This is a genomic window from Azospirillum sp., assembly GCF_035628975.1.
Lineage (GTDB): Bacteria > Pseudomonadota > Alphaproteobacteria > Azospirillales > Azospirillaceae > Azospirillum.
The window spans coordinates 27,677-49,273 of the sequence record NZ_DASPIS010000006.1 but is presented as its reverse complement, the minus strand read 5'-3'; the positions used below and the strand labels follow the sequence as shown (position 1 = coordinate 49,273).

General features: G+C 64.8%; 20 protein-coding genes. 12 read left to right on the top strand and 8 right to left on the bottom strand.

The genetic code is table 11. From position 1 onward, the window contains the following. Window positions 1-38: 38 nt before the first annotated feature. The 9 genes from VD964_RS01370 to VD964_RS01330 all read left to right on the top strand — a co-directional run bounded on the left by VD964_RS01370 (window position 39) and on the right by VD964_RS01330 (window position 8,517). Window positions 39-1,208 carry a M20 aminoacylase family protein gene (locus VD964_RS01370; protein WP_324864755.1) on the top strand — a complete coding sequence of 390 codons (1,170 nt, stop codon included), beginning with the start codon at window positions 39-41 and terminating at the stop codon, window positions 1,206-1,208. A gap of 184 nt (window positions 1,209-1,392) precedes the next feature. After that, window positions 1,393-2,736: an FAD-binding oxidoreductase gene (locus tag VD964_RS01365; protein WP_324864753.1), complete on the top strand. Its 1,344-nt coding sequence runs from the start codon at window positions 1,393-1,395 to the stop codon at window positions 2,734-2,736. Between the two features lie 119 nt (window positions 2,737-2,855). Then, window positions 2,856-3,377 carry an L-2-amino-thiazoline-4-carboxylic acid hydrolase gene (locus tag VD964_RS01360; protein ID WP_324864751.1) on the top strand — a complete coding sequence of 174 codons (522 nt, stop codon included), beginning with the start codon at window positions 2,856-2,858 and terminating at the stop codon, window positions 3,375-3,377. Window positions 3,378-3,430: 53 nt separating this feature from the next. After that, window positions 3,431-4,540, top strand: coding sequence for an ABC transporter substrate-binding protein (locus VD964_RS01355; RefSeq protein WP_324864749.1), 1,110 nt, complete (start codon window positions 3,431-3,433; stop codon window positions 4,538-4,540). A 49-nt stretch (window positions 4,541-4,589) separates the two neighbouring features. After that, complete coding sequence (locus VD964_RS01350) at window positions 4,590-5,504, top strand: branched-chain amino acid ABC transporter permease (RefSeq protein WP_109448152.1); 915 nt, start codon at window positions 4,590-4,592, stop codon at window positions 5,502-5,504. After that, window positions 5,491-6,543, top strand: coding sequence for a branched-chain amino acid ABC transporter permease (locus tag VD964_RS01345; RefSeq protein ID WP_324864745.1), 1,053 nt, complete (start codon window positions 5,491-5,493; stop codon window positions 6,541-6,543). The genes VD964_RS01350 and VD964_RS01345 overlap by 14 nt, the downstream gene beginning before the upstream one ends. Beyond that, the gene (locus VD964_RS01340) at window positions 6,540-7,310 is read left to right on the top strand and encodes an ABC transporter ATP-binding protein (RefSeq protein WP_324864743.1); all 771 of its coding nucleotides are present in this window, start codon (window positions 6,540-6,542) and stop codon (window positions 7,308-7,310) included. The genes VD964_RS01345 and VD964_RS01340 overlap by 4 nt, the downstream gene beginning before the upstream one ends. Continuing rightward, on the top strand, window positions 7,307-8,017 hold the full coding sequence (locus tag VD964_RS01335) for an ABC transporter ATP-binding protein (RefSeq protein ID WP_324864741.1): 711 nt from the start codon (window positions 7,307-7,309) through the stop codon (window positions 8,015-8,017). Before VD964_RS01340 ends, VD964_RS01335 begins: the two co-directional genes overlap by 4 nt. A gap of 26 nt (window positions 8,018-8,043) precedes the next feature. After that, on the top strand, window positions 8,044-8,517 hold the full coding sequence (locus tag VD964_RS01330) for an L-2-amino-thiazoline-4-carboxylic acid hydrolase (RefSeq protein ID WP_324864739.1): 474 nt from the start codon (window positions 8,044-8,046) through the stop codon (window positions 8,515-8,517). Window positions 8,518-8,637: 120 nt separating this feature from the next. Here the strand turns inward: VD964_RS01330 and rnk are convergent, their stop codons facing one another. Beyond that, the gene (gene rnk / locus VD964_RS01325) at window positions 8,638-9,096 is read right to left on the bottom strand and encodes a nucleoside diphosphate kinase regulator (RefSeq protein ID WP_324864737.1); all 459 of its coding nucleotides are present in this window, start codon (window positions 9,094-9,096) and stop codon (window positions 8,638-8,640) included. Between the two features lie 397 nt (window positions 9,097-9,493). Between rnk and VD964_RS01320 the strand changes: the two genes are divergently transcribed. Next, on the top strand, window positions 9,494-11,830 hold the full coding sequence (locus VD964_RS01320) for a mechanosensitive ion channel family protein (RefSeq protein ID WP_324864735.1): 2,337 nt from the start codon (window positions 9,494-9,496) through the stop codon (window positions 11,828-11,830). 137 nt (window positions 11,831-11,967) lie between these two features. Continuing rightward, window positions 11,968-12,171 carry a hypothetical protein gene (locus VD964_RS01315; protein ID WP_324864733.1) on the top strand — a complete coding sequence of 68 codons (204 nt, stop codon included), beginning with the start codon at window positions 11,968-11,970 and terminating at the stop codon, window positions 12,169-12,171. 183 nt (window positions 12,172-12,354) lie between these two features. Here the strand turns inward: VD964_RS01315 and VD964_RS01310 are convergent, their stop codons facing one another. Next, complete coding sequence (locus tag VD964_RS01310) at window positions 12,355-12,855, bottom strand: Lrp/AsnC family transcriptional regulator (protein WP_324864731.1); 501 nt, start codon at window positions 12,853-12,855, stop codon at window positions 12,355-12,357. A gap of 305 nt (window positions 12,856-13,160) precedes the next feature. On the opposite strand from VD964_RS01310, the gene VD964_RS01305 reads away from it, so the two are divergent. Then, a complete protein-coding gene (locus tag VD964_RS01305; RefSeq protein ID WP_324864729.1) occupies window positions 13,161-13,973 on the top strand; it encodes a helix-turn-helix transcriptional regulator in 813 nt (270 codons plus the stop codon). A gap of 171 nt (window positions 13,974-14,144) precedes the next feature. Here the strand turns inward: VD964_RS01305 and VD964_RS01300 are convergent, their stop codons facing one another. The 6 genes from VD964_RS01300 to VD964_RS01275 all read right to left on the bottom strand — a co-directional run bounded on the left by VD964_RS01300 (window position 14,145) and on the right by VD964_RS01275 (window position 21,586). Continuing rightward, window positions 14,145-15,500, bottom strand: a complete 1,356-nt coding sequence (locus tag VD964_RS01300; RefSeq protein WP_324864727.1) for an MFS transporter — start codon at window positions 15,498-15,500, stop codon at window positions 14,145-14,147. 426 nt (window positions 15,501-15,926) lie between these two features. Next, entirely contained in the window at window positions 15,927-16,457 is a 531-nt protein-coding gene (locus VD964_RS01295) for a flavin reductase family protein (RefSeq protein ID WP_324864726.1), read from the bottom strand. A gap of 92 nt (window positions 16,458-16,549) precedes the next feature. Then, entirely contained in the window at window positions 16,550-17,680 is a 1,131-nt protein-coding gene (ribB, locus tag VD964_RS01290) for a 3,4-dihydroxy-2-butanone-4-phosphate synthase (protein WP_414637088.1), read from the bottom strand. A gap of 21 nt (window positions 17,681-17,701) precedes the next feature. Beyond that, window positions 17,702-19,624 carry an AMP-dependent synthetase/ligase gene (locus VD964_RS01285; RefSeq protein WP_324864724.1) on the bottom strand — a complete coding sequence of 641 codons (1,923 nt, stop codon included), beginning with the start codon at window positions 19,622-19,624 and terminating at the stop codon, window positions 17,702-17,704. Between the two features lies 1 nt (window position 19,625). After that, a complete protein-coding gene (locus VD964_RS01280; protein ID WP_324864722.1) occupies window positions 19,626-20,414 on the bottom strand; it encodes an enoyl-CoA hydratase/isomerase family protein in 789 nt (262 codons plus the stop codon). Window positions 20,415-20,446: 32 nt separating this feature from the next. Next, the gene (locus VD964_RS01275) at window positions 20,447-21,586 is read right to left on the bottom strand and encodes an LLM class flavin-dependent oxidoreductase (RefSeq protein WP_324864720.1); all 1,140 of its coding nucleotides are present in this window, start codon (window positions 21,584-21,586) and stop codon (window positions 20,447-20,449) included. Between the last annotated feature and the right edge of the window lie 11 nt (window positions 21,587-21,597).

The following is a 21,597-nucleotide window of genomic DNA, read 5'->3' as shown; positions in this document are numbered from 1 at the left end:
ATTGCCCTAACGCTTTGGCGAAACAAGAGGAAGAACCGATGATCGGGACGGTGGCTGGGTTGGATGAACTGACGGCGGAGATGACGGCATGGCGGCGCGATCTGCACGCCCATCCGGAAACCGCCTTCGAGGAGCAGCGGACCAGCGACTTCGTTGCGGAAAAGCTGACCTCCTTCGGGTTGGAGGTGCATCGCGGCCTCGCCAAGACCGGAGTGGTCGGGATCCTGCGCAATGGCGACGGACCCACGGTCGGCTTCCGCGCCGATATGGATGCGCTGCACATCCACGAAGAAACCAACCTGCCCCACAGCTCGCGCAATCCGGGCCGCATGCATGCCTGCGGGCATGACGGGCACACGGCGATGCTGCTGGGCGCGGCGCGCTACCTGACCGAAAACCCCGACACCTTCCAAGGCACCATCGCTTTCATCTTCCAGCCGGCGGAGGAGAATGAGGGCGGCGGCCGCGTGATGGTGGAGGAAGGGCTGTTCGACCGCTTCCCCGTCGAAAAGGTCTTCGGCATGCACAATTGGCCGGGGTTGGAGGTCGGCCGCATCGCCCTGCGGCCGGGCCCGCTGATGGCTGCCTACGATATCTTCGAACTGACCTTGACCGGCAAGGGCACCCACGCGGGCATGCCGCATATGGGAACCGACACGATCATGGTCGGCAGCCAGATCGTGTCCGCCTTCCAGACCATCGCCAGCCGCAGCGTCCATCCCATCGATTCGGCGGTCGTCAGCGTCACGCAATTCCACGCAGGTGATACGTGGAATGTCCTGCCGGCCACCGCCGTGCTGCGCGGAACCGTCCGGACCTTCCGACCGGAGGTACAGGATCTGGTGCAACGCCGCATGGGCGAAGTGGCGACCGCCATCGCCGGCGGATTCGGAGTCGAGGCCAATCTGCGTTACGAGCGGCGCTATCCCCCCACCACCAACAGCGCCGCAGAGACGGAATTGGCCCGGCGGGCGGCGGCACTCACGGTCGGAGAGAATCAGCTCGATCTCGATCCGATGCCCAGCATGGGGGCGGAGGACTTCTCCTTCATGCTGCAAAAGCGCCCCGGCTGCTACGTCTGGGTTGGTGCGGGGCCATCGGACCAGGGGCGGAATTTGCACAGCCCGCACTATGATTTCAACGATGCGGTGCTGCCGATCGGCACCAGCTATTGGGTACGGCTTGCGGAAACCGTCCTGCCGAAATGATCCAAACCACGTACAAGCGGCTCCAATTCCCAAGCCGCGGGCATGACATGAAAAAATTTCCGCGGAAAAATCTTGGGAATTGCGTACGTGTGCCCATTGCCCCATAGTTCGGAGGGAAATGAACGGCCCTCATCCCGAAAGGAATAGGGCCCAATGGGCTTTAGCTGAACGGGGCGGGTGTTACGTGGCGAATCAAGCGGCGAACCAGGCGGCAGGCCAAGCGCAGGATCTTCCAGGCCGGGGCGGCATCTGGCAACGCCCGGACTCCCTGTGGGAGGCCACCGCCCCGCCGCCGCCGGCCCTGCCGGTGTTGCAGGACAGCGTCCAGGCCGACGTGCTGGTGATCGGCGGCGGCTTCACCGGCCTGTCCGCCGGCCTGCACGCGGCGGAGGCCGGCAAACGCGTGGTGGTGCTGGAGGCGTCCGAACTGGGCCGGGGCGCTTCCGGCCGCAACAACGGTCAGGTCATCCCGACCTTGACCCGTCCCGACCCTGCCAACCTCATCGATCGCTTCGGTTGGGAAACCGGGGAGCGCTTCGTCGGGCTGATCCGCGACAGCGCTTCCACCTTGTTCGATCTGGTGCGCCGCCTGGGCATCGATTGTGCCGCCGAGCAGACCGGCTGGGTCCAGCCGGTCCATTCGCCGGGCCGCATCAAGATCGCCGAGCGTCGGGCAACGCAATGGGGCAAATTCGGCGCCGATGTCGAGCTGCTCGACCGCGCCGCCGTCTCCGCCATCCTCGGCACCGATGCCTATTTCGGCGGCTGGATGAACAGGACCGGTGGGCACATCAACCCGCTGGCGCTGGTGCGCGGGCTTGCCGCCAAGGTGGTCGCGGCCGGGGCGGCGGTCTATGTCAACTCCCCCGCAGTGTCGGTGGAGCGCCGCGGCGAGTCCTGGGTTGTCCGCACCCCGCAGGGCGTGGTGACCGCCGACGCGCTGGTGCTGGGCACCAACGGCTATGCCGCCGCCGTCTTCCCGGAAATCCGGACGGAGGTGGTGCCGGTCCTGTCCTGGCAGATGGCGACCGCGCCGCTCGGCGACAACATCCGCAAGACCATCCTGCCGGGCCGGCAGGCGATGTCCGACACCCATGGCGACCTGCGCTTCATGCGCTACACCGCCGACAACCGGCTGGTGACCGGCGGCGCGCTGCTGAACCCGGTGAACGGGGCGGAACGGCTGAAGCGCATCGTCGGCACCCGTCTGGCCGGCATGTTCCCGGCGCTGAACGGCATCGCCTTCAATTACGTGTGGAATGGCCGCATCGCCATGACCACCGATTACTTCCCCCGCGTCCACCAGTTGGGTCCGAACGGCTTCGCCTGGGCCGGCTGCAACGGGCGCGGCGTGGCGCTGTCGATCTCGCTGGGACGGGAACTGGCGCGGGCGGCCATCGGCCAGGACCCGAAGGACCTTGCCCTGCCCTTCACACAGCCGACGCCCCTGCCCTTCAATGCTCTGCTGCAACGCATCGGGCCGCTGAAGATCCTGCAATACCGCTGGAACGACGCCCGCGAAGTATAGAGTCCGTCTAGTGCTTATCGAAGCACCAGACGGACTGTAAGCTTATGGTTTTCCCTGTGATTCACGCTTCAAGCGATTCCGCTTGAACCGATCGCACTCTGATCAAGGAGACGGCCGGCATGTCGGACACCCCCGATTACCCCACCCTTCTGCGCAATGCCTACGCGATGCGCGCGGCATCCTACGCCCACATGTTCGACGTGCTGCGCGAGCGCTTCGGCACCGACACCGCGCTGGAGGTCGGCCAGGAGGCCACCCGCCGTCTCGGCGAGGCGATGGGCGTGAAGTATGCGGGCCACGGCCCGGACGACCTGACCGGCCTGTGCCATGCGTTCCTCGACGGCATCCCCAACCGCGACAGCATGTTCGCGCCGGAGATCACGCGGTGCGACGGCGAGGCGCTGGAAATCCACTTCCACCGCTGCCCGCTGAAGGAAGCCTGGCAGACCCAGGGCCGCTCCGACACCGATCTGGAACTGCTCTGCAAGATGGCCGGCGCCATCGACGGCGGACTGTTCGAAGCGGCCGGCTTCGTCTTCAAGGGCGAAACCTGGAAGCCGGGCGACGAGGGCTGTTGCCGGCTGAAGGTCCTGCCGGGTGCCCAGCCTGCCGCCCAGTCCACCGCCAAGTCGGCCGAATAGACGCACATCGCCGCGAAGCCTGCAACGACGTACAAAAAGAGGGTGTCCCCGCCATGAATTTCCGCCGCCTCGCGCTCACGACCCTCACCGCCGCCGGAATCGCCGGTTCGGCCTTCGCCGCCGACACGGTCAAGCTCGGCTATCAGCTGCCGCTGACCGGCGACACCGCGCAGTATGGCCAGGATTTCCGCAAGGCCGCCGAGATCGCGCTGGCCGAATTCAACGCCGCGGGCAAGCCGTTCAAGGTCGAGATCGTCTTCGAGGACAGCCGGTCCGACGCCAAGGAAGGCACCAACATCGCCCGCAAGTTCGTGGACGACAAGGAGATCGTCGGCGTGCTCGGCGACTTCACCTCGGGCGTGTCGATGGCGGCAGCGCAGGTCTACAAGGACGCCGGCATGCCGCAGCTGTCGCAGACCGCCTCGCACCCGGACTATACCAAGATCTCCAAGTACCAGTTCCGCAACATCGCCACCCAGGCACAGGAAGGCCCCTACAACGCCAAATGGATGGCGGCCAAGGGCTTCAAGAAGGTCGCGGTGATCGCCGAGCAGACCGACTGGGGCCAGTCGGTGGTCGGCGGCTATTCCGAAGCCGTGAAGGGCAATGGCGGCACCGTCGTCTTCTCGGAGTTCTTCAACCGTGGCCTGAAGGACTACCGTTCGCTGATCAGCAAGATCGAGCGTGCGAAACCCGACGCGATCTACACCGGCTTCTTCTATGAGGACGGCGCGCAGTTCCTGAGGCAGCTGCAGCAGCTCGGCATCAAGACCCCTGTCTATTCGACCTCGGCCGCCTACAGCCCGAAGCTGATCGAACTGGCCGGCGAGGCGGCGGAGGGCGTGCATCTGACCTCCAACTTCCTGCCGACCGACCCGTCGCCGAACGTCCAGCATTTCGTCGACGAGTGGAAGAAGCGCTCCGACGGAGCCGTCCCCGGCCAGTTCCCGGCCCAGGCCTATGACGCGGTGCGCATCATGCTGGCGGCGGTGGAGAAGGCCCAGCCCAACCCGACCCGCGAGAAGGTGCGCGACGCGCTGGCCCAGACCAGGGACTTCCCCGGCGTGACCGGCAAGACGAGCTTCAGCGCCGACCGCGAGGCCGAAAAGGAACTGGTGAAGGTCGAGGTCAAGGGCGGCGCCTTCGTTCCGGTCGCCGACTGACGATCCGGCAACCGATCTCCAGCGCCCACTCCCCAACGACAGAGCCCGCATGTTCGATCCCTATTATCTCCAGCAGCTTGCCATCGGCCTGTCGCTGGGCATGACCTACGCGCTGATGGCGATCGGCTTCACGCTGATCTTCGGCGTGTTGAACGTCGTCAACTTCGCCCATGGCGAGATCTACACGCTGGGCGCCTTCGCCGGGCTGGTGCTGATCTCGGCCACGGCGCCGCCCATCGTGGCGGTGATCCTGGGCGCGCTGGCGATCGGGGCTCTGGCGGGCTTCTCGCTGGAGCGGATCGCCTTCAAGCCGTTCCGCCGCTTCACCGACGAGGCGTCGCTGAAGTCGCGGGCGATGCGGGAATCGACCCTGCTCTCCTCGCTGGCGGTGTCCATCGTGGTGCGCGAGGCGCTGGAGATCGTCTTCGGTTCGCAGATGCGCTCGGTCCCCTTCGACTACCTGATCAACACGCCGGTGCGCGTCGGCCCGGTGATCCTGGTGACCGGCGACTTCATCATCTTCGGCGTCGCCGCCGCCATGCTGATCGGCCTGCAGTATCTGCTGACCCGAACCCGCGTCGGGCTGGCGATCCGCGCGGTATCGAACAACCCGCTGGGCGCCAAATATGTGGGCATCGACACCGACCGCACCATCATCACGACATTCGTCGTCGGATCGATGATGGGCGCGGCGGCGGGCATCCTGATGGGGCTCTATTACGGCGCCGTGTTCCCGGCCATGGGCTTCACGCCCGGCATCAAGGCCTTCGTCGCCATGGTAATGGGCGGCCTGTCCTCCATCCCCGGTGCGGTGATCTGCGCGCTGATCCTCGGCATTTCGGAAAGCATGGCGACGACCTTCGTCTCGTCGGGCTGGTCGGACATGGTGGCCTACGGCTTCCTGATCCTGACGCTGATCTTCTTCCCCAACGGTTTGTTCGGAGCGCGCCGTGAACGCGTTTGAGACTGTCGCGCCGCCCGATGGCCTGACGCGGCGTAGGAGCCTGCTGGTACCGGTGCTGATCCTGCTGCTGGTCTTCGCGGCGCTTCCGGCTCTGCTGGCCGGCTTCGACAAGGGCTATTTCTACCAGATCGCCAATCTGGCGCTGATCTTCGTCCTGCTGTCGGCCTCCATGCATCTGGTGACGGGGGTGGCCGGGCTGCTGCATCTGGGGCATGCCGCCTTCTATGGCGTCGGCGCCTATACGGCGGCTCTGCTGACCTCCAAGCTGGGACTGGGCTTCACCGTCACGCTGCCGCTGTCCGGGCTGGTGGCGGCGCTGGTCGCCTTCCTGGTGGCGCTGCCGACGATGCGTCTGGTCAGCATCTATTTCGCCGTCGCGACTCTCGCCATCGGGCAGATGCTGTATCTGGTCATGCTGAACTGGGTGGACTTCACCAAGGGTCCCAACGGCATCATCGTCACCAGGGGGTTCGAGCTGTTCGGCATCAGTCTGTCCGGACGTCTGGCCGCCTATTATACGGTGGCTACGGTCGTGGCGCTCTCGGTCGTCGCGATCCACCGGCTCAGCCATTCCTATTACGGCAATGCCCTGCGCTCGATCCGCGAGGATGACCAATGCGCCGACGCCATGGGCGTCAGCACCGTGCGGCTGAAGATGGAGGCCTTCACCCTGTCGGCCTTCTTCGCCGGGGTGGCGGGCAGCCTGTGGGCGCACATGACCGGCTACATCTCGCCGGGCGATTTCAAATTTTCCGAATCCATCCTGATCCTGGCGATGGTGGTGGTCGGCGGCCTGGGCAGCCTGCCGGGGGCGATCATCGGCGCGCTGCTGCTGATCCTGCTGCCGGAAGGGCTGCGCGGCATGGGGGATTTCCGCAACATCATGGTCGGGCTGGTGATGTTCCTGTCCATCCTGCTGCTGCCGAAGGGCCTGCTGGGCGAGGTGTCCGCCCTTCGGCTCGTGCGCAGCCAATTGGGCGCGGCATGGCGCAGCACCGGCCAGGGCAACGGGAAGGGCGAAGGGATCGGCTGGCGATGACCCATCTTCTTGAAATTCGCAACGTCAGCCGCCGCTTCGGCGGCGTGCAGGCGGTCGGCGACGTCACCGCCCATGTCGACGAGGGCGAACTGGTCGGCCTGATCGGACCGAACGGGGCGGGCAAGACCACACTGTTCAACCTGATTTCCGGCTTCACGCCGCTGTCCGGCGGAACGGTCGCCTTCGCCGGCAAGACCATCAGCGGACTGAAGCCCAACCAGGTGGCGCGGCTGGGCATCAGCCGCACCTTCCAGAACCTGCGCGTCTTCCCGAACATGTCGGCCTTCGACAACGTGTCGGTCGGTGCCGTCGGCGCGCTGCCGCAGGGGGCGTTCGGCGCCCTCTTCGGCCCCTTCCACAAGGGCGGCCGGGCCCAATCCGCCGAGATCAGCCGCCGCACCTGGGAAGCGCTGGAGGCGGTCGGCCTGACGCACGCCGCAGCGGAACTGGCGGCCAACCTGCCCTACGGCCAGCGCAAATATCTGGAGATCGCCCGCGCGCTCGCCATGCGGCCGCGTTTCCTGATCCTGGACGAACCGGCCGCCGGGCTGAACGACACCGAAACGCGCGATCTGGCCGCCTTCATCAAGCGGCTGCACGGTCAGGGCCTGACGATCATGCTGGTCGAGCACGACATGACGCTGGTCATGGGCATCTGCCAGCGCATTCTGGTTCTGGCCTCCGGCCGCAAGATCGCCGACGGCACGCCCGACGCGATTCGCAGCGATGCGGCTGTCCTCGAAGCCTATCTTGGGGTGGACGAATGACCGCGCCTCTGCTCTCGATCGCGGACCTGCATGTCGCCATGGGGCCGCAGGAGATCCTGCACGGCGTCCGCCTGGACGTGGCCCAAGGCGCCATCGTGGCGGTGCTCGGCTCGAACGGCGTCGGCAAGACCACGCTGATGCGCACCGTGTCCGGCATTTACAGGGCTCGCCAAGGAAGCATCACCTTCCGCGGCCAGCCGATCACCAACCTGCCGGCCCACCGCATCGTCCAACTTGGCCTGTTGCAGGCGCCGGAAGGGCGGCAGATCTTCTCCAACATGAATGTGCGGGAGAATCTGGTGCTTGGCGGCGGCGACGTCGGGCTGGGCGAGTTGGACCGCGTGCTGACGATGTTCCCGGTGCTGGGTGAACGCCTGCGCCAGAATGCCGGATCGCTGTCCGGCGGCGAGCAGCAGATGCTGTGCATCGCCCGCGCCCTTATGCGCCGTCCGACGCTGCTTCTGCTCGACGAGCCGTCGCTGGGGCTGGCGCCGAAGATCGTCGCACAGATCTTCGATCTGATCGGCCGCATCCGGGCCGAAGGCGTGTCGATCCTGCTGGTCGAGCAGAACGCCCGCGCGGCGCTGCGCATCGCCGACCACGCCGCGGTGTTGGAGGATGGTAGGATCGTGCTGGCCGGTCCGGCCGACCAGTTGCGGGACGACCCGCGCATTGCCGAGGCCTATCTCGGCGGCCATGCCCATTGACGCCACCTGACGCAAGGAAGCCTGTCATGACCCAGTCCATGGGCATTCTGGAACGCCGCCGCATCGAAGCGGAGATCCTGAAGCCGGTCTATGAGGAGATGGTCGCCCGGCTGGGCGAGGCCACGGCTCAGGAAATCCTGGGTGCTGCGATCACCAAGGCGGCCCTGGCCGCCGCCAAATCCTTCGCCGCGACCGAGCCGGAGGGCACCAGCCTGAAGAGCTTCGCCGATCTTCAGCCGCTGTGGACCAAGGACGACGCGTTGCGCCTGGACGTGAAGCGGCAGGACGAGACCCATTTCGACTACAACGTCACCCGCTGCCGTTACGCCGAGATGTACCGGGAAATGGGGCTGGGATCGATCGGACATCTGCTGTCCTGCAACCGCGACGCCGCCTTCTGCACCGGCTACGACCCGCGCATCAAGATGGAGCGGACGCAGACCATCATGCAGGGCGCCGATCACTGCGACTTCCGCTATCGCTTCGAACCGAAGGAGTAGCCGTCCGGATCCGGTAGCTCCTGGCGCATCCGACGACCTCTATCGCTTCAGGTAGGCGACAAGGATCGTCGGGTGGTCGGAAGTGCGGACCGGCCGGCTACAGGACTGACCTGGCCGCCGTCAGGCAGCGCTGGCGCCTTCCCCTGCATGGGAATGCTCGACCTCCAGTACGGCGAGGGTTTTCGCCACTCCCTGACGCGTGAACCATGTGATGGATTGCCCCTCGGCGACGCCGATGAGCGCCGCGCCGATCGGGGTGAGCACCGACACCCGTCCGGCTGCAACGTCCGCCTCCTGCGGATAGACCAGGGTGACGGTCCGCTCCTGCCCTGCCACCTCATCCCGGAATGTCACGCGCGCGTTCATCGTGACCACCGATGGGGCGATTTCGCCGGGACTTACCACGACCGCGCGGTCCAGTTCCGCCGCGAGATAGTCGTGGACATCGGGCACCGTATCGGCGATGGCCTCGGCCAAGCCGGAAAGGCGATCATGATCGATCGCGGTGAGGGTGATGGGCGGAAACTGGCCTGCGGAACGCATCTTGGTTTTCCTGTCATTGCCGGTGATCGCACGCACCAGCGGCGCGGCGCGCCTCCCGGTGGGCGCCTGCTCAGCCGGCGGCAAATCATACTTGGACGCCCGGCCGCCCTGTCTGGGCGATCCGGAACAGTTGTAGTGGATGTTGCGAGTGCTTATGGCCCCGGACGGTCCGGGAGCCTTGCTTCAGGCGACCAGATCCGGGGCGGGCGGGCCTGCGTGGACACGACCGGCGCGCAGAAGAGTGCGGAAATGGCGGAAGGGCGACATCATGATTTTCCGACCATGGCCGGTTTCGCGTTGGACTTCAAGACTTACCCGATCACGGCGGAAAGCTGCGCCGCAGTTCCGCCAGGTCGCGGCACGAATCCCTTCCCGGCTGCGCGATCTGGGCTACTCTGGCGGGGTTGAACGCCACGCATCGGGATGCTCCGCCATGCAGACCGTCTCGCTCATGCCCCGCGTCTTTCTCTCGCATTCGCGGTGGACGGTCCGGTTCCTCGCCGTGGTGCCGCTTTTGCTGCTGGCGCTGCTGTCCACCGCCGCGGCATCGGCCCAGACGGAACCGCCGCAGGCGTCGACCGCCGCGTCCAATTCGAGCACGGCTGCGCCGGCCGTGGCAGTGCCGGGCACGACAGTACCAGGCACCGCCGATGGGATGATGATGACGATGCTCAGCCAGGGACGCGACCGCATGGCGGGGTTCCGCGGCAAGCTCGCCATGCGGCTGGGTGCCACGCCTGAAATTCCTACCGCTATTGCGGCGACCCTGACGGCTCAAAGCCCGACCGGCGAGCCCGGCTATTTCCTGCAGGTCATCGCCCTGTCGCTTGCCCTGATGGCGGCTGGTCACGGGGCGCAGCATCTTGTCTATGAACGGCTGATCGCCCGACGCCTGCTGCCGCGACGCACCGAAGCACGACCGGGCGGCTCGGCGCTGGCCGCCCGCTTCCCCCGTCTGGTGGTCCGCGCAGTGCTGACGTTGGGAGGCATGATCCTCGCCACCCTGATCGGGTTTGGGCTGGTCACCGCGCTTGTCCCGGATCCGACGCCGATGACCGAGAAGACCGTCATCCTCGCCGGCGCCGGCTATCTGCTGGCCTGGGCCATCGCCCTGTTCTGGCGGCTGGTGATGCCGCCCGATGAGGCGACGGACGCTGGGTTGTCTCCGTCAATCCGCCGGCTGCGCAGGGCCATGACCGCCAGCGGCGCCCTCGGCATCGCCCTGATGACCGGCACGATCTGGCTCGAGGCGCTCGGGATGCCCTATGATCCGCACGCGGTGCTGGTCGCGCTGTGCGGCCTGCTGACCGTGCTGGCGACAATCGGCGCGCTGTATGGCAATCGGCAGACGGTCGAGCGTGCGTTCCTCGCCGGCCGGCCGGCGAAGACGGTCGCTCCACTGGAACGGCTGAGCCTGCGCTTGTGGTTTCCGGTGGTGGTGGTCTATTTCGCCTACGCCTGGGGAGCGCTGGTCAACCGTCTCATCCTGGGCTCGCCGACCGAGCTGCCGCTGCTGCTCGGCGCCTACGCGGTGGCCGGGGCGATTCTGGCCGTCTACGCCACCGTCACCTACGCCACCGAATGGCTGTTCCACCAGCGGCGGAGCCTATGGCGGCCGGCCGACGACGGTCAGGACGCGGCACCGGACGGAAGCGCCCACCCCGCGGGCCTCCCGCAACCCACCTCCCTCGACAGCTTTGAGGCGCTGGCCCGGCGGGTGGCCGGCATCCTCGCCGCTGCCGCCGGGGTGGCCGTGACCTTGTCGGTATGGAACATCCCGCGCCTGCACGGCGATGCCGCCGATCGGCTCATCAGCATCATGACGGTCTGCCTGATCGGCTACGTCGCCTACCACAGTGTCCGCATCTGGATCGACCGCCGGATCGCGGACGAGGGGCCGGTGCCCGGCACCATTCCCGGCGACGAAGGGGGCGGCCACGCCTCGGCCAGCCGGCTGGCGACGCTGCTGCCGCTGGTGCGCAACGTCACCTTGCTGTCGATCGTGGGCACGATCCTTCTCAGCGTGCTGATGGACCTTGGCGTCAACATCGCACCGCTGTTCGCCGGGGCGGGGGTTGCTGGCATCGCCATCGGTTTCGGCGCACAGACGCTGATCCGCGACATCTTCTCCGGCGCCTTCTTCCTGATCGACGACGCCTTCCGCAAGGGCGAGTACATCGAGATCGGCTCCATCCGCGGCACGGTGGAGAAGATCTCGGTGCGCTCGATGCAGCTTCGCCACCATCGCGGCCCGCTTCACACCGTTCCCTTCGGCGAGATCCACCAGTTGACCAACTATTCGCGCGACTGGGTGATCATGAAGCTGCCGTTGCGCATCACCTACGACACCGATGTCGAAAAGCTCCGCAAGCACATCAAGCAACTCGGGCAGGCGCTGCTCGACGATCCGGAGTTGGGACCGAAGTTCCTGCAACCGCTGAAGTCGCAGGGCGTCATCCAGATGGAGGATTCGGCGATGATCCTGCGCGTGAAGTTCATGACCCGTCCCGGCGACCAGTGGGATGTCCGCAAGCGGGTATTCCAGGAGATCCACGCCCTGTTCCACCGGGAGGGCATCCGCTTCGCCCACCGCGAGGTGACGGTCCGCTTCGCCGGCGAGGCGACGGCGACCGGCCCCGCCAGTGGTCCGATCGGAGCCCCGGCTGGGGAGGAGGCTCGGACATTGGCCGCCGGCGCCGTCCTGCACACGCTCGACGAGGACGCGTCGGACGCCAAGGCCGGAGCCGATCGCCGCAAGAATGCGCTGTAGACCATGACTTAAACGCAGCACCCGCGCCCTTTACCGCACCGGGTTTGCTGGAGATCGTTTGGTTTGAGGTACATCTCATTGGAAATGTTTTTCGTTTTGGTACAACTTTACGCCTCAGATTCAGGGGGAGGAATGTTGTGGTCGACCGCGTCGTGCTGTCCCCCTGCCCCTCGGGCGCCGGGCTGGAGGCGCAGCTTCATGGCGACCTGCTGGCGATCCTGGAGGCGTGCGCCGAAGCGGACCCGAAACGCCGAAAGCCCGCCTCGTTGGAGGCGGGCTGTCAACCATCTTTGGTTGCGGTGGCAGGATTTGGCCTTTGCCGAACTCACATTCTGCGCTGAGAGACCGCCCCCGCCTCTTCCATCAAGTCAGTCTCCGGCGAATCCGGCACCGCTGCTTGGAATGTGATGGTGAAGAGTGGTAATGGCCTTGAACGGCGTCGGTCGGATCGGAGGCCGAAGTGAGCTCTCCTGCGTTGCCGCCCTACTATCCGCGATCACCGCCTCATTTAATAAAGGCACATGTCAATATCGGATGACTATCGCCTGATATGTACTGATGGGCAATTCAGTTCTATAGGTTATCTGTTTTAGAACCAAGTTAGATCGGATGGTAGAAACAAAATCTATTTTTGACAGTTTTCTTGCTATTAGCTGTTCAAGTTCCTCAACGTCTCGGACAACCACGCGCAGCAGGAAATCGCAGTCGCCTGTCATCCAGTTGCACTCCATTACTTCCGGGATCCTCTCGACAGCATCCCGGAAGCTCTCCAGCGCCGGTTGTGGCTGTTTATCGAGTTTGACTTGGATATAGGCATTGATTTCCAGCCCCATCGCTTTCGGATTCAGGAGGGTGACCCGTCGATCAATGATGCCGATCTGCTCCAGCTTCTTCACTCGCGTGAGGCAGGGTGAAGGAGACAGGTTGATTCTGCCGGCAAGCTCGACATTCGTCAGATTTGCGTCCTTCTGCAACTCGTTGAGGATCTTGATGTCCGTTCGGTCGAGCGTCAGCGTGTTCATCATGATGACTCCCTGTTGTATTCTTGACGGCTTGGCTTGGAACGGAAGCGAAGAACGGCAGGAAATTCCGCGGAACAAACCCATTTGAGTGCAGCGCGCATTCCCTTCTGCCATTCGAACTGTACACACGGCAGAGTGTATCCGAGGCCAACCGGTGGCAGAATCTATCGGATTGCCATTTTATGTCGCGAAACTGTCAAATTCGGACCGAGGTCCGCATGAGATGCACGGAGGCCGCAACATTGCCGAAGAGTGCGTGGATTGGTGCCAAGTGGCCGGAGGCCCCGGCAACCGGGGAAGCTCTCCCGATGCCGTGGGATCCCATTGGACTGCGCATCAGCTTCGCCGCGGTGGATCCCGACGAGTTTGCCCGTCCGCTGGTCTCTTTCCTTGTCCGACGCAATGTGGATGACGACGAACTGCCGATCCACCGGCACCGCAAAGGCCAGCTGGTGGTGGCGGCGGAAGGCTCGGTCATGTGCCGGACGCTCGACGGACTTCGGATCGTCCCGTCCAATGGAGCTGTTTGGATTCCGGGGGAGGTTCCCCACAGCGTTTCCATGTCGAACGAAGGCCGGTCATACTGCGTTTTCATCAATCCGGAGATTTCGCCCCTGCCGGATTCCTGTGCGACATTCTCGATCAGCCCGATGCTGCGCGAGATGATCTTTCACTTGGGCAACCTGCCGCCGCTTTACCCTCCGGAGGGTCCGACCAGCCGTCTGGTCCAGGTCATTCTGGACGAGCTTGCACAGATGAAGGCGGAGCCGCTCCACTTCCCGGTTTCCAACCATCCCAGGATACAGCGCATCGCCGCCCAGCTGTTGGAGGCGCCGGACGACCGCAGAACCATCCGGGATTGGGCGGCGGCAGTCGCGATGAGCGAGCGGACTTTGGCCCGGCTCATCCTGAAACAGACCGGGATGTCGTTCGGCCGGTGGCGCCAGCAACTCCATATCGTGATCGCGGTTCAACGGCTGTCGATGGGCGCCACCGTTCAGGCGATCTCCCAGGAACTGGGATATGATTCTCCGAGCGCCTTCACCGCCATGTTCAGGAAGCACATGGGGCAGCCTCCGCGCCGATACCTGCAGGATCGGTCCAAAGGCGCTACGAACTGATGCTATATCGCGTCGGCCCGGATATTGCCCGGGTGCCGCTGCCGGCTGAACAGGCGCAGCACCCTTCTCATGCCGAAGACCCTCGATCCTGCCTGCCGGGATCGAGGGCCGTCTGCATGTTCGTGGACAGGCGTTGCGTTATCGCGTGGATGCCTGCCGCTGCTTACCATGTCAGCTGACGATATCCCGCCTGATGCTCTTCCGCGCCACCATGAAGGCCGCCGCCGCCAGGACATAGACGAGAGACGTGCTGATCAGCGCCCACCGAATGGCGTCACCGGACCCCATCGTCCGCGCGAGAAGATCGCTGATCAGGCCGACCGACAGCGGTCCGAGGCCAAGCCCGATCAGATTGGCGAAGAACAGGAAGATGGCGGTGGCCGTTGCCCTGGTGCGCGGGCGCACCAGACTTTGTACCGCTGCGAAGATGGGGCCGTAGTAAATGGACTGTAGCATCATCGGCAAACCCATCAGGCAAAGCGCCGCCACGGTGTTCGAGGTGGTGTAAGTCGTGAAAAGCGCGAAGGGCAAGCACAGGGCGGCCGCCGCCGGAATGGTCGCATAGGCGTTCAGGTTGCTGCGCACGCCGCGATCCGTCGCCCAGCCGCCCAGCCAGGTACCGGCGGCTCCGCAGATGCCGACGATCAGACCCAGCACCGTGCCGAGAAAACCGGTGGTGCCCAGTCGGATTCCGGTTAGGTCGTTCAGCCCGACCGCCAGCGCACCCAGCCCTTCCGCGTGATTGCGCAGGAAATGGGAGCTTTGAAAGGCAAGATTGCTGTAAATCCCGAAACTCATGGCCACCATCGCGACAGTGAGCCAGATATAGGTCCGCTTGCTGCCGAGTTCGTCCAGTGCCTCCCTCAGGCTGGGCGCACTTTGCGCCTCGCTGGCAGCGAAGGAGGATTTTCGCGGCTCGGGCAGCGTGAAATAGGCCAGCAGCCCAAGGATGATTCCGGGCACCCCGACCAGCGCGAAAGATGCGCGCCAGCCGAGACTGTCCGCGATCAGGCCGCCGACCACCATCCCGACCAGGGAACCGGCTGGAATGCCCATGGAAAAGAAGGCCAGCGCGGACGCCCGCTTCTCTCTCGTCGTGTAATCGCTGATCAGGGATTGGGATGCCGGCGTGCAGCCGGCTTCGCCGACACCGACACCGACCCTGGCGAGAAACAACTGGGCAAAGGTCTGGGCTACGCCGCAGACCGCTGTGAAAAAGCTCCAGGTGATCGCCGACAGCGCGACGATCCTAACCCGGTTCGCACGCTCCGCCCACCGCGCGATTGGCAAAGCCAGCGTCGCGTAGAAGATGGCGAAGGACAGTCCGGTCAACGACCCCAGCTGCCAGTCGGTAAGACCGAGTTCGCGCTTGATCGGTTCCGCCAGGATGTTGACGATCTGACGGTCGACGAAGTTCAGCATGTAAACGAGGAACAGCATGGTCAGGGCATAGCGTCGATGGTGGATCGATATGCCCATCGGTTTCGGCTGCGGCACCGACACCGTGGTCGTTGCGTCTTCGATCATACGGCAGTCTCCAAAAAGACCGGGCACAGGGGGGCCGGGCCGGTTTCGGTCGGAACGCGGTGTCGGGTAAGTGCGGGGAATGCTTGCAGCCGGCCTGCGGCCCGGCATACGGTCAGCGTTTGACGCCCGTACTGATGAGAAACGCGTCATGGTCGGCGCGCCGGTCGCAGGGGCGGGCCAGGGTCGTCTAAGGTCAGGTTGAAGAGATAGCGGTCCTTGACCGTGCCATCGACTGCAAGCCGGAGGACTTGGCGCCCCTGATTGAACGCACCGTCACAGGACGTCCCTTTGACATCATGGGCGAACGCCGGCCGCGCGGAAACTGTTGTTGGGAGCCGGTTCCGAAGAAGTCAGACCGGCCATAGTGGCAGAAAATTGGGGTCCGGCACCTGGATGATGTGATGATGAGAAGGCAGAGAATCAGCCCTACCGGCCGGATTCAAAATATTCCATTCGCCCGAACTTGCCCGAAGAGTAAATCAGTGGAACTTTGCCCTGATTGTGGTTCTGGTCGACAACGGCACCGATCATAATCGTATGGGTGGCGACTTCCACGGTGTCCTGTAGTCTGCAATCGAAGCTGCAAACGGACTGGAGAAGGACGGGAACCCCGGTAATCATTTCGTCCCATTCGGCAGAGGAAAAACGGGACGCGCCTTTGCTGCCATCCAACGCCGCGAAACGTTCAGCCAATTGGACCTGATCGGCGGAAAGGACATTCCAGGAAAAGGCGCCGGTCCCGAGAATGACGTCGTGAGCCTCGGCACTGCGGTTGATGCAGGCAAGAACCATCGGCGGATCGACGCACAGGGCAACCGCGGCGGTGACGGTCAGTCCACGCCTGTCGGCACCCTGACCCGACGCCACTATCGCGACCGATCCTACGACAGCCCGCAATGCACTTTTGAAAGCGGCCGTCTCCACGTGGTTTGGAACAGGGAAATCGTGTCCTGACATGGCGAACCTCACGCAAGGCAGTGGAATGGCTTGCCGCCGACCCAGGTTGGCACCGCGGGACCGGTCGTTCGGCATCGGTGTTGGACGCGGCGCTACGGAACGGCGAAGGCGACCGGCAGCGTCCGGTGCTCGACGATGTTCAGCCCATAGCCCCTGAGCGCGACCGGGACATGCTGCGAGTTGGACAGGAGGATCATGTCGTGAATACCGAGATCCGCGAGAACCTGGGCGCCGACGCCGTAGTTGCGCAGTTCGGCCTTGTCGACGAGCGGCTCTCCCGCCTTCACCCGAAGAAGCTGTGAGAGCGGGACATCACGGTTGAACAGCACGATCACGCCCCTCCCGTCGGCGGCGATTTCCTGCATGGACCGGGCGACGATGTCCCCGCGCTCGCCAGTCTGGCCGAGCACGTCCGACAGGATGTCCAGCGCGTGCATGCGCACCAGGGTCGGCCTTTCGTCGATCACGCCCTTCACCAGTGCAATCGCTTCCGTCTCGATTGCCTTGATGCGGAAGGTGATGGCGCTCCACTCGCCGCCCCATCGGCTGTCGAACTTCGTGGTGACGACACGCTCGACGTCATGATCGTGGCGGCGGCGGAAGGCGATCAGGTCGCGGATCGTGCCGATCTTGAGCGCGTGACGCTGGGCGAAGGCGACGAGATCGTCGAGGCGGGCCATCGTCCCGTCCTCTTTCAGGATCTCGCAGATCACGCCCGACGGGTTGAGGCCGGCAAGGCGCGCGACATCCACCGCCGCCTCGGTATGGCCGGCACGGACCAGCACGCCCCCGGGCCGTGCCACCAGGGGAAATATGTGGCCCGGCGAGACGATATGGCCGGGGCCCCTGGCCGCGTCGATTGCCACCGCCACGGTCCGCGCGCGGTCCGCCGCGGAGATGCCGGTGGACACCCCCTCGCGCGCTTCGATGGAAACGGTGAAGGCCGTCCCATGGCGGGTGCCGTTTTGCATGCTCATCAATTTCAGACCGAGCTGGTCGACCCGCTCCTTGCCGAGCGCCAGACAGATGAGGCCCCTGCCATGCGACGCCATGAAGTTGATCGCCTCGGGCGTCGCCATCTGCGCCGGGATCACGAGATCGCCTTCGTTCTCCCGATCCTCGTCGTCGACGAGGATGAACATTCGGCCGTTGCGGGCCTCTTCGATGATCTCCGCTGTCGAGGACAGGAATGGATGGCGTGGGGTGCAGGGCAGCATCGTCATGATCTTCCTCCGATCACCGCATCACAGGTTGGACAGCGCCTGACGGATCAGCGAATCCTCGGAGTCGTCGTAGAGCGAATCGATCAGCACCGCGTAACGCTCGTTCAGCACCTTGCGCCGCTTTTTCCGGGTTGCCGTCATGACGCCATTTTCCGCCGACAGCTCTTCGGGAAGGATCCGGAACGACTTTATCTGCTCGACGGGCGCCAGCCTCTGGTTCGCCTTGGCGACCTCCCCCTCGATCAGGTGGATCACCGCTTCCGACGAACAGAAATCCGAATAGTCGTTGAGCGTTTCATTCCGCCCCTTCACCCAGTCGGTCATCGCGATGCGGTCGACCTCGATCAGCGCCACGAGGTATTTCCGCCCGTCGCCGCAAACCACGGCTTCCGAAATGTAGGGGCTTCGCCGCAACTCGTTCTCGATCTGCGCCGGACTGATCGACTTGCCGCCGGAGGTGTTGATGATCTCCTTTCTCCGGTCGATGATAGCCAGCTGGCCATCGGGCCGGACCTCGACGATGTCGCCGGTGTGGAGCCATCCGTCGCGCAGAGCCTCCAGCGTGTCGTCGGGCTTGTTCAGATAGCCCGTGAACAGGCCGGGTCCCGTAACCAGCATTTCGCCATCGCCAGCGATCCTCGTCTTCCAGCGCGGATCGGCAATCGGAATGCCGATGGTTCCGGGCTTCGACCAGTCCCGTATCTGCCCGGTGTTCGCTCCGACCAGTTCGGTCTGCCCATAGACCTCCTTGAGGTTCACCCCCCAGGTCTGCCACAGCTTCACGACGTCCGGCGGCATCGGTGCGGAGGCGGTGTAGGGGTATCTGAGCTGATCGAGCCCGATCTCCGCCAGGAGCGGCAGGAAGACCTGATCGCGGCAGGTCGCGAAAAGCGCCTGGAGAAAGGGATCGTCCGGACCGTCCGCCTGCCGGTCCGCCAGCGCCTTCTGGGCGATGGACATCGCGAAGCGGTAGGATTTCCTGCCGACCGTGGCCGACGCATTGATCCTGCTGACCAGTTCGGCGGCATAGCGCTGGTAGAAGCGCGGCGGCGCCATCCAATAGGTCGGCCTCACGTCGCGGATGGTCGTCGCGAAGTCCGCTCCGGTCTCGCCGAAATAAGGCGTGACCTCGCTGATGAGAGGAAGAACGATCCCCTGCCCGAGCCCCACGACATGGGAGAGGGGAAGATGGACGACCACCCGCTGGGGTTCGCGGAAAAGCGCCGGGCAAAAGCCTCGGATGGTCAGCAGCCCCTCGATCAGCGACCGGTGGGTGAGGATCGCGCCCTTGGGATTGCCGGTCGTGCCGGAGGTGTAGACGATGCTGGCATTGTCTTGCGCCCGCGCCTTGCCGGCCTGCTCGTCGAGCAGCGACGCACAGTCGGACGACGAGGCGGAAAACCGCGGCAGCGAGACGATGGTCTTCGATGACGGGACCGCCGGATCGAAGACCACGATCTTCTTCAGCGCCTCCGCCTGCCGGCTGCGGAGAAGGACGGCGAGTTCCTTCTCTCCGGCGACGAAGGCGAATTTGCTCCTGGAATCCTCCAGGAAATACTCCACCTCCTCCGTCGAAGAGGTGAAATAGATTCCGACCGCAACGCCGCCGGCACAGACCGTCGCCATATAGGCGACCACCCAGTCCTGCGAGATGTCGCCCATGATGGCGACGTGGTCCCCCCTCTCCAGACCATGATCGAGGAGGGCACGCGAAAGCGCCGCGGCGTCCCTGGCGAATTCACCCCAGGTCGTGGCGTGCCACGTGCCGGCACGCTTCTGGAAGAGCGCCACGGCCTCGCCCCTGCCGTCCCGGCGGTCGCGCAGCAGCGACGGCAGCGTCGCGTCATCATGCGCGGCCGGTGGAGGATCGATGGCGGATGAGGCGATCGTGGAGGGGGCAATCGGGGGCAGGACGGGCGGGAAAAAGGAATGCGGCCCGCCCATCTCAATTGCCGCCTTCTGCAAAGCGTTTGCGCTTCTCGCGGAAGGCGGCGACGGCCTCCTTGCGCTCCGGGCTGTGGAAGGTGAGCATCTCGAGCGCGCCGGCGGTGTCGAGATTCAGGTGCACCTGCTCCTTGATCAGCTTGTTGACGGCATATTTGGTCCAGACGATGGCGTCGCGGGGACCGGAGGCGAGCATCTCGGCGTAGCGGACCGCATGCTCGACGACGGTTCCTTCCGGCACGACCCTGTTGATCATGCCGGCCGCAGCTGCGTCCGCCGCCGAAATGAAGTCCCCGGTCATCAGATAATGCTTCGCCCGGACCGGCCCCAGAAGGAGCGGCCAGATCACCGCACCGCCGTCCCCGGCGACGACGCCGGCCGTCACATGCGTGTCGGCGAAGCGGGCACCGGGCTCGGCGAAGACGACATCGCAGAACAGGGCGAGCGTAGCGCCCAGCCCGACGGCGACGCCGTTGACCGCGGCGATCAGCGGGCATTCCAGTTCGAGCATGTTGCGGATGAGATGACGCCCGGAACGGGTGGGCGAAATCGGCCCCAGATCGTCATCGAGCGCAGTCTGATCGCCGCCGGAGCAGAAACCGCGACCGGCACCGGTCAGGACGACGGCCTTGACCGCCCGGTCGTTGTCGAGGTCCACGAACAGCTCTTCCAGCGCGGAATGCATCGGCCAGTCGATGGCGTTGAGGATTTCCGGCCGGTTCAGGGTGACGACGGCCACGCCGCTCGGGCGTTTCTCGACGAGCAGGCCCCTATAGGTCTTGTCGGTCATGTGGGACTCTCTTCAGATCGGTCGACAGGGGATCAGGCCGAAGCGTTCACCGTCCGCATCCTGCGGATCTGGTCGAGGATCTCATCGGTCGGACGCACCACATTGTTGCGGTCGTTGAAATGCGGGATGACGTAGCGTCCGACCAGTTCGATGGCCTTCATGATCTCGGCATGCGAAACAGAGTCGATGTGGAATAGGATTTCTTCGGCGCCGGTTTCGATGAAGCGTTCCAACTGGCGGATGACCGTATCCGGGCTGCCGCAAACCAGGCTGGCGGAGTCGTTCAGGAGATAATCCCAGTCGGTGGCCGCGCGCTGGAGCGCTTCCAGCCCCTCCCCCATGTAGGCGTAGTCGTCGGCGATCTTCGCCAGCCGCGGATAGGCATCGGTCGAGATGCGGGCGTACTGCATCAGCGGCTCGGCATAGATGTCCTTCGCCGCCTGATCCGTTTCGGCGATCCCGAGGAACACCGGCATGCCGAGACGCGGACGGTCTAGCGGGCCGTTCGGATCCCGCTGCCAGTTCGACCGGTAGGCTTCGACCATCTTCGCCTGGGCGTCCCAGCCCTGATAGAGCGTGTGGCTGAGGACGGCGAGCCCCTGGCGGGCCGCCCAGACGTGGCTGCGCTCGCTGGTCGCCGCGATGCCCATCAGCGGATAGGGCTTCTGGACCGGCTTCGGCACCAGCATGCGCGGCGGAACCTGATAATGCTTGCCCTCGAAGGTGAAGATGTCCTTGCCGAAGGCTTCGCGGATCAGCGCGATCCCCTCCTCCATCTGCTCGAGGGTTTCCGCGGGCTCCACATTGAAGGCGCGCATGGCGATGGTGGTGTTCGCGCGGCCGCAATACAGCTCCATGCGGCCGTTGGACAGGATGTCGGTGACGGCGGCACGTTCCGCCGTGCGGAGGGCGTGGTTGATCTTCTTGGGCATCAGGGAAACCGCCGGCCTCAGCCGGATGCGGGACGTGACCGCCGCGAGATAGCCATACACGACCTCGGGAGCCGAGCTGGAGATCCCGCCCAAGGCGACATGCTGCTCGGACAGGCTGACGATGTCGAAACCCATCTTCTCGGCAAACACCGCCTCTTCGACAAGCTCATGAAGCCGGCGCGAATAGCTTTGTCCGACCAGAGTTTCCTGCTCGGACCAGAAGCCGAACTTGACTGCCATTTGGTTGCCCT

What these genes read in the sequence shown, in the direction of transcription:
- VD964_RS01370 (WP_324864755.1), top strand. Translation starts at nt 39, where the DNA reads ATGATCGGGACGGTGGCTGGGTTGGATGAACTGACGGCGGAGATGACG.
- VD964_RS01360 (WP_324864751.1), top strand. Translation starts at nt 2,856, where the DNA reads ATGTCGGACACCCCCGATTACCCCACCCTTCTGCGCAATGCCTACGCG.
- VD964_RS01355 (WP_324864749.1), top strand. Translation starts at nt 3,431, where the DNA reads ATGAATTTCCGCCGCCTCGCGCTCACGACCCTCACCGCCGCCGGAATC.
- VD964_RS01350 (WP_109448152.1), top strand. Translation starts at nt 4,590, where the DNA reads ATGTTCGATCCCTATTATCTCCAGCAGCTTGCCATCGGCCTGTCGCTG.
- VD964_RS01340 (WP_324864743.1), top strand. Translation starts at nt 6,540, where the DNA reads ATGACCCATCTTCTTGAAATTCGCAACGTCAGCCGCCGCTTCGGCGGC.
- VD964_RS01335 (WP_324864741.1), top strand. Translation starts at nt 7,307, where the DNA reads ATGACCGCGCCTCTGCTCTCGATCGCGGACCTGCATGTCGCCATGGGG.
- VD964_RS01330 (WP_324864739.1), top strand. Translation starts at nt 8,044, where the DNA reads ATGACCCAGTCCATGGGCATTCTGGAACGCCGCCGCATCGAAGCGGAG.
- VD964_RS01320 (WP_324864735.1), top strand. Translation starts at nt 9,494, where the DNA reads ATGCAGACCGTCTCGCTCATGCCCCGCGTCTTTCTCTCGCATTCGCGG.
- VD964_RS01310 (WP_324864731.1), bottom strand. Translation starts at nt 12,855, where the DNA reads ATGATGAACACGCTGACGCTCGACCGAACGGACATCAAGATCCTCAAC.
- VD964_RS01305 (WP_324864729.1), top strand. Translation starts at nt 13,161, where the DNA reads ATGCCGTGGGATCCCATTGGACTGCGCATCAGCTTCGCCGCGGTGGAT.
- VD964_RS01300 (WP_324864727.1), bottom strand. Translation starts at nt 15,500, where the DNA reads ATGATCGAAGACGCAACGACCACGGTGTCGGTGCCGCAGCCGAAACCG.
- VD964_RS01295 (WP_324864726.1), bottom strand. Translation starts at nt 16,457, where the DNA reads ATGTCAGGACACGATTTCCCTGTTCCAAACCACGTGGAGACGGCCGCT.
- ribB (WP_414637088.1), bottom strand. Translation starts at nt 17,680, where the DNA reads ATGACGATGCTGCCCTGCACCCCACGCCATCCATTCCTGTCCTCGACA.
- VD964_RS01285 (WP_324864724.1), bottom strand. Translation starts at nt 19,624, where the DNA reads ATGGGCGGGCCGCATTCCTTTTTCCCGCCCGTCCTGCCCCCGATTGCC.
- VD964_RS01280 (WP_324864722.1), bottom strand. Translation starts at nt 20,414, where the DNA reads ATGACCGACAAGACCTATAGGGGCCTGCTCGTCGAGAAACGCCCGAGC.
- VD964_RS01275 (WP_324864720.1), bottom strand. Translation starts at nt 21,586, where the DNA reads ATGGCAGTCAAGTTCGGCTTCTGGTCCGAGCAGGAAACTCTGGTCGGA.